Annotated in this window: 5 protein-coding genes; 3 read left to right on the forward strand and 2 right to left on the reverse strand. The window is 69.9% G+C overall.

The features are described from left to right. Positions 1–146: 146 nt before the first annotated feature. The gene (locus tag ACZ4SW_RS36995) at positions 147–386 is read right to left on the reverse strand and encodes a hypothetical protein (protein ID WP_468253480.1); all 240 of its coding nucleotides are present in this window, start codon (positions 384–386) and stop codon (positions 147–149) included. Positions 387–835: 449 nt separating this feature from the next. On the opposite strand from ACZ4SW_RS36995, the gene ACZ4SW_RS37000 reads away from it, so the two are divergent. Both ACZ4SW_RS37000 and ACZ4SW_RS37005 read left to right on the forward strand, forming a co-directional pair. Beyond that, on the forward strand, positions 836–1942 hold the full coding sequence (locus ACZ4SW_RS37000) for a sugar ABC transporter substrate-binding protein (protein WP_468253481.1): 1107 nt from the start codon (positions 836–838) through the stop codon (positions 1940–1942). Between the two features lie 409 nt (positions 1943–2351). Beyond that, entirely contained in the window at positions 2352–3383 is a 1032-nt protein-coding gene (locus ACZ4SW_RS37005; RefSeq protein ID WP_468253482.1) for a helix-turn-helix transcriptional regulator, read from the forward strand. 69 nt (positions 3384–3452) lie between these two features. Here ACZ4SW_RS37005 and ACZ4SW_RS37010 read toward each other — a convergent pair whose 3' ends face one another. Further along, positions 3453–4397 carry a helix-turn-helix transcriptional regulator gene (locus ACZ4SW_RS37010; protein WP_468253483.1) on the reverse strand — a complete coding sequence of 315 codons (945 nt, stop codon included), beginning with the start codon at positions 4395–4397 and terminating at the stop codon, positions 3453–3455. Between the two features lie 405 nt (positions 4398–4802). On the opposite strand from ACZ4SW_RS37010, the gene ACZ4SW_RS37015 reads away from it, so the two are divergent. After that, positions 4803–5099, forward strand: coding sequence for a (2Fe-2S)-binding protein (locus ACZ4SW_RS37015; RefSeq protein ID WP_468253484.1), 297 nt, complete (start codon positions 4803–4805; stop codon positions 5097–5099). Positions 5100–5240: the final 141 nt, after the last annotated feature.

Here is a 5240-nt window from a genome sequence, read left to right on the forward strand (position 1 = left end):
CTTCACAGGCCCCTGAGCCGTCCGGTCCCTGCGGATCTCGAAGTCCATTGCATCCCCTGAGCTGGGGTGTTGCAACGACTACTAGAACCTGAGGGCGACCTCCCGGCCCTTTCGCGTTGCCCGCGCCGCCGCGCCGCCGCGTCGGCTCAGGTGAAGGCGTGGTCGCCCACCGGCGCGGACTCGGTCCCGTCCGGGGTATACGACCGTGCCCTTCTCGGGGTCTTCGTGACCGGCCAGGTCGTGGAGCGGTAGACCCGGCGGGCCGCGAGGCCGGGTCCGGTGTCCTGACTCCGGGTCAGCGTGACCTCCGTGACCGGGTCCATGGACCAGCCCGTGTCGGCGGCGGTGGCCGCCGCGGCGGTCGTGCGTCGTCTGGCTGGGTTCATTCGGTCCTCTGATCGAGCCGGAGCGCGGTGGGCCGCTTGTGATCACGGCGCGTGAGACCAGGGAGGGGGTGTACAGGAATTTTACTTTCCGCTGACTCTTCGGAGGGCTGTGCGATCGGCGCCCCTCTGTGGACACGTGACAGAGATCACGTTTGGTGAGATTTCGGCGAAGAGGGCGACCATGCCTGCCGGTTGACTGTATGTCAGTTACCGATCGCACCAGGTGACGGGCTGAATCGGCGTCAGGTGAACCCGGGGGAACGTCCCGCACAGAACAGTCTCTTGGTTTTCACTTGACTCGCACAGTGATCCTGTTGCCATCTCGTTAACCCGTAGTTCTTGACGGTGCACACCGTCCCCGCGTTGGCTTTCAGCCACCTGGGTCGCAACGCTGCTCCCTCGCCCGGAAGGCACCTGATGTGAACGCTCGTACCACCCGTAGGACCGCTGTGCGTCGTACCGCCATAGCCCTGGCCGCCTCGGCGTCGGCCGTCTCGCTCGCCGCGTGCGGCGTCATCGACGGAGTCGGCGGCAGCAGCAGCTCCGCCACCCCGAAGAAGGGCAACGACATCACGGTCGGTCTCCTTCTGCCCGAGAAGGAGAACCCGAGGTACGACAAGTTCGACTACCCCATCATCAAGAAGCAGGTCGCCTCCCTCACCGACGACAAGGGCAAGGTCCTGTACGCCAACGCCGACTCCGACGCCGCCACCCAGAACAAGCAGCTCGACCAGATGATCGCCGACAAGGTGGACGTGCTGCTGGTGGACGCGGTCGACTCCAAGGCCATCGCGCCGGGCGTGCAGAAGGCCAAGGACGCGGGCATCCCGGTCATCGCCTACGACCGGCTCGCCCAGGGCCCGATCGACGCCTACATCTCCTTCGACAACGAACTGGTCGGCCAGGTGCAGGGCCGCGCCCTCGTCGACGCGCTCGGCGCCAGGGCCTCCAGCAGCAAGATCGTCATGATGAACGGCTCGCCCACCGACCCGAACGCGGCGCAGTTCAAGGAGGGCGCGCTCAGCGAGCTCCAGGGCAAGGTCAACATCGTCAAGTCCTTCGACACCAAGGACTGGAAGCCGGAGAACGCCAAGGCGAACATGGCGGAGGCGATCCAGGCCGTCGGGCTGGGCAACATCGCCGGGGTCTACTCCGCGAACGACGGCATGGCCGGCGCCGTCATCGACGCGCTGAAGGAGGCGGGCGCCGGCAAGATCCCGCCGGTGACCGGGCAGGACGCGGCGCTGGACGCGGTGCAGCGGATCGTCTCCGGTGAGCAGTACATGAGCGTGTACAAGTCGTACCCGGACGAGGCGAACAACGCCGCGGAGATGGCCGTGGCCAAGGTTCAGGGCCGCTCGATCGAGTTCGACGCGCTGACCCGCGACCACGTCGACAGCCCGACGGAGAAGCGGATCCCGTCGATGCTCGTGCCGGTGGTCGCCCTCACGAGGGACAACATCAAGGACACGGTCATCCAGGACGGCATCTACACGGTCAAGGACATCTGCACCCCGAAGTACAAGGCGGACTGCTCCGCGATCGGCCTGAAGTAGGCCTCCCTCCGGGCTCGTGCGGCTCCCTGCGGCCCGGGTGCCGACCCGGAGCCCCCGGGCCCGCGCCCCGGCCGAGCGTCCGCGACCCGCGCCCTTCAGGGGCGCGGGTCGCGGTCTGTCCGGTCGCCGGCCGCGGCCAGACCCGCGCGGGCGACGAACTCCGCGGGCGCCCCGGTCACCTTGGTGCAGCGGAAGTTCCTGAGGTGGGACGAAACCGGGAGGTTCCGGGGCGAGAGCGGGCGTGGTGGCGGGGGAGCCGTGTTGCGGTGGCGGGCGGGTCCGCGCATAGTTGCGCTGCGAAGGCGTGCGGAGCGCGGCGCGGAGGGCGCGCGTCCGTGCGTGAGGGTGTCGCCGGCGGGCCGCGTAGCGCGGGACGCGGGAGCCAGGAGTCGTAAGCCAGGGGTGGAAGATGGCCGGGCACGGGACGGACGCGCATCCGCATGGCGCTGACCGGCTCTGCGAGGCCGGGACCCGCGTCTACTCCCGGGCCGTGCGCCGCGGCCGGGTGCCGCGCGCCGACGCCGCCGCGGTGCCGTGCCTGCTGGAGCTGGCCCTGCTGCACCCGGACCCCGACGACATGGACTGGATGGTGCCGACGGCCCCGCAGGAGGTCATGACCCGGCTGCTGCGCGGCGTGCACGAGGAGGTCACCGCGAGCCGGGCGCGGGTCGGCACGGCGGTGGCCGCCGTCGAGTGGTACGCCGGGCTGGGCGGCCGTGACCAGGGCCCCCAGGAGGGCGTGGCGATCCGCGTCCTGGACGGGCTGACGCGGATCCGCGCCGCCATGGACGAGGCGACGGAGCAGTGCACGACCGAGGTGCTGACCGTGCAGCCGGGCGGTATCCGCCGTGAGGAGGAGCTCGCCGAGGGCCTGCCCCGGGCGCTGGAGATGCGCCGCCGGGGCGTGCGCATGCGCGACCTGTACACGCATGTCGCCCGGCACGGCCAGGGCCTGCACACCTACATGGAGCTGATGGGCGACGCGGCCGAGGCGCGCACCCTGGACGAAGTGCCCGAGCGGCTGATCCTCTTCGACCGTGCCGTCGCCTTCATCCCCGCGAACGCGGACCGCACGATCGCGCTGGAGCTGCGCCATCCGGCCGTCATCGACTACCTGGTGACCGTCTTCGAACGCCTGTGGCGTCTCGCGGTTCCGCTCACCTCGCCGCTGCCGGACACGGGCATCGACGGCATCACCCACCGGGAGCGCTCCATCGCGGCGCTGCTCGCGGAGGGCCACCAGGACGCCGTGGTGGCCGAACGGCTGGGCATCAGCGTCCGCACCTGCCGCGCGCACATCGCCCGGCTCTCCGAGACCCTCGGCGCGGCCAGCCGCACGCAACTCGGCGTGCGGATCGCCCAGATGGGCCTGGACGGCCCGCCGCACGCGCCCGAGCTGCTGCCGGTCACCGCTCCCGGTGCTCCGGAATCCTCCACCTAGTGCCTGTCGCGGCACCAGCTGTGAGACGGCGGGTCGGCCCGCTCGGGGCCCGCCGCCTCCCCCGGGACCTCAGCGCTCCTGTTCCAGGATGCCCGACTGGGCTATGCGGTACCCCAGTTGGGCGCGGCTGCCGCTGCCCAGGGCCTGGGCCAGCTTGGCGATATGGGCTCGGCAGGTGCGGACGTTCATCCCGAGCCGGCGGGCGATGGCCTCGTCGACGTGACCCTCCACCAGGAGCTTGGCGATGGAGTGCTGGATCTCCGTGATGCCGTCGGGAGCGGTTTCGTAGGGCGCGCCGGCGCTCAGCGGGACCGCCCGGTCCCACATGAACTCGAAGACCTTGACGAGGTAACGGACCAGGCCCGGGTGCCGTAGCTCCAGAGCCACCTGGCGGTCTTCGCGGATGGGGATGAAGGCGACCGTCTCGTCGCAGATGATGAGCCGTTCGACCAGCTCGTCGATCGTGCGTATCTCCACCTTGCCGTCGGCTATCTGGTCGACGTACGCGAGCCTTTCGGGACTGTGCCGGGCCGTGTGCTGGTAGAGCGTACGGAGTTTGACACCCCGTTCGATGAGCGGCTTGTCGCGCTCCAGGCCCTCCATGAGCCTGCGTTCGGGGCGGCGGCCGCTCGGCTGGACCGTCAGCATCTCGGTCTGGCACTGGGCGGTGGCCAGGTCCAGGGCGGCGTTGATCCGGTCGAGCCCCTCCAGCACGGTGATGGAGTGGGTGGGAGCCGCGGCCTGCGCGCTGAGGGCCATGAACGGCTCGAACACCTCGGCCAGTTCGATGGACAAGCGCCTGCGCTCGTTGATCTCCCGTTCGAGGGGGTTGAGGCGCCGGGCCAGCGCCACCGACGGGGGTACGGGCCGCAGCCAGTCGGCGTCGTCAGGATCGGGGTGGACCAGCGCGAACTCCATCAGACAAGGAGCCGACTCCGCGTCCGTGCGCGCGATGCGCCCCATACGCAGCGCGTTCGCGTAGAGTCGGCTGCCTTCCTCGCACAGCTCGGCCATCGAATGGGGATGTGTCGCTTTAGTCTGATTCGTCGCCAAATCTCCACCCCCCAGGGTCCTGAACATGCAGGAACATGATGCACCGATTGTGTGGCCATGACGTGCCGTAATGAGCCATCGTCTTACTCGACGGGGGAAGAGGGGACCTTCAAGTGAGGACGAAGCCGACTATGCGTAAGAGAATGCTTCGCTCGGTGCTTGTCGCCATCTTCTCTGCCGTTGTGGCCTTCGGCACGCTGAGTGGCCTCTCCGGCGCGAAGGGTGACGTTCGGGCGGACAGTGTCTGGTCCTTGGTGCCCGTCTCGGCGGGGACTGCCGACAGCAGTGGCACGCCCGTCGGCGCGGACGACAGCGTGTGGAGCTGACGTGACCACTCCTCCCGACGACCGCTCCTTCCGTCGAGAAATGGCCACCGCGTACCGCTCGGGCTGGCACTTCATCGACCTGGTGACGGCCATTCCCCACAGCGGTGACTCGTTGATGGTGACCGTGTTCGGGGAGCCCGTCGTCGTCACCCGTGACGACGACGAGGACGTGCGGGCGTACCGCCTGCTGCGGCGGCCTCGGGGGGCGCCGCAGCCCGTGCGATGTGCCATCCGGTACGGAATGATCTTTGTGAACCTGGACCAGCGTGACCACCGGCTGTCCGAGGCGGACAGCCCGGATACGAGGACCATCTCAGCCACCCCCCGCAGTGCCTGACGCGATTCCCCCGTCGCAACAGATCGCTCAGGTGCTTCCCCCCGCAGCGGGGGGGGGGGGGGGGGGGGGGGGGGGGGGGGGGGGGGGGGGGGGGGGGGGGGGGGGGGGGGGGGGGGGGGGGGGGGGGGGGGGGGGGGGGGG

The organism is Streptomyces sp. NPDC028331, assembly GCF_055565775.1.

Bases quoted from the DNA above. Each gene is read 5' to 3' on its own strand.
- ACZ4SW_RS36995 (WP_468253480.1), bottom strand. From the start codon at position 386: ATGAACCCAGCCAGACGACGCACGACCGCCGCGGCGGCCACCGCCGCC.
- ACZ4SW_RS37015 (WP_468253484.1), top strand. From the start codon at position 4,803: ATGGCCACCGCGTACCGCTCGGGCTGGCACTTCATCGACCTGGTGACG.
- ACZ4SW_RS37010 (WP_468253483.1), bottom strand. From the start codon at position 4,397: ATGGCCGAGCTGTGCGAGGAAGGCAGCCGACTCTACGCGAACGCGCTG.
- ACZ4SW_RS37005 (WP_468253482.1), top strand. From the start codon at position 2,352: ATGGCCGGGCACGGGACGGACGCGCATCCGCATGGCGCTGACCGGCTC.